Origin of the sequence: Novosphingobium aerophilum (genome assembly GCF_014230305.1) — a bacterium.
GTDB classification, from domain to species: domain Bacteria; phylum Pseudomonadota; class Alphaproteobacteria; order Sphingomonadales; family Sphingomonadaceae; genus Novosphingobium; species Novosphingobium aerophilum.
Genome location: NZ_JACLAU010000105.1, coordinates 1 through 1226 on the forward strand (window position 1 = coordinate 1; position 1226 = coordinate 1226).

A 1226-nucleotide genomic window follows, 5' to 3' on the forward strand; every position below is an offset into this window, starting at 1 on the left:
GTTCCCATCACAGCGGCAAACCCCACGCGGTCGGCGCCGACCCGATCCCTTGGCCGGTATCTTCGATGAAGTGGTCGTGCCGATGCTCGAGGCTGCTCCCGGCCTCCGACCTATCGCGATCTTCGAGGAACTGCGACGCCGATACCCCGAGACGGTGTTCGGCTCCCGGCGAACCCTGGAGAGACGCATTCGCGACTGGCGCGCCATGAACGGGCAGGATCGCGAAGTCATTTTCCGGCAAGTGCACGAAGCGGGACGGCTCGGCCTGTCCGATTTTACATGCATGGACGATCTGACAGTCTCGATCGCCGGGCAATCACTGGACCACCTACTCTATCACTTCCGGCTGCCTTGCGGCGGCTTCGAGCATGGGCACATCATCCTGGGCGGCGAGAGTTTCGTTGCCTTGGCCGAAGGGCTGCAGAACGCGCTCTGGTCCGCAGGCGGTGCGCCGAAGCTTCATCGCACCGACAGCCTCTCGGCCGCGTTCCGCAATCTGGACGCCGATACCAGGATCGACCTTACCAGGCGCTATGACGCGCTTTGTGCCCATTACGGAATGGAGCCCACGAGGAACAACCGCGGCATTGCCCATGAGAACGGCGCGATCGAGAGTGCTCATGGCCATATCAAGGCTGCCGTGAAGGATGCGCTGCTGCTGCGCGGTAGCGCCGACTTCGCCGACCTTGCCGACTATCGCCGTTTCATCGACGAGGTCGTAAATGCGCGCAACCGGCGGCACGCCCCCGGGATCGATGCCGAACGCAAGTTCCTGCAACCGCTGCCGGATGTGCGCACCACCGATTACGAAGAGATTCTCGTGACGGTCACGTCATCGGGCGGCTTCACGCTGCGAAAGGTGTTCTACACGGTCCCATCCCGCCTGATCGGGCATCGCTTGCGGGTCCGGCTGTATGATGACCGCCTCGACGTCTTCATCGGGGGCACGAGGCTCATGACCCTGCCCCGCGGCCGCGCCGGCATGAACGGGAAGCACGGCCACGTCGTCGATTATCGCCACGTGATCCATTCCCTGCGCCGCAAGCCCATGGCGCTGTTGGGGCTGGTCTATCGCGACAGCCTGTTCCCGCGAGATGCCTATCGCCTGATGTTCGACCACTTGCTGGAAGTTCATGGCGAGCGGGAGGCATGCTGCATCACCGTCGAACTTCTGGCCATGGCCCACGAACGCGCATGCGAGGCTGAACTCGCCGGGCTCCTGGCCG

1 protein-coding gene is annotated in these 1226 nt (G+C 63.7%); it reads left to right on the top strand.

Features of this window, described 5'->3' with window-relative positions:
* The coding region (gene istA, locus H7F49_RS19210) for an IS21 family transposase (RefSeq protein ID WP_185685152.1) at positions 1–1226 on the top strand (1226 nt) is incomplete at both ends.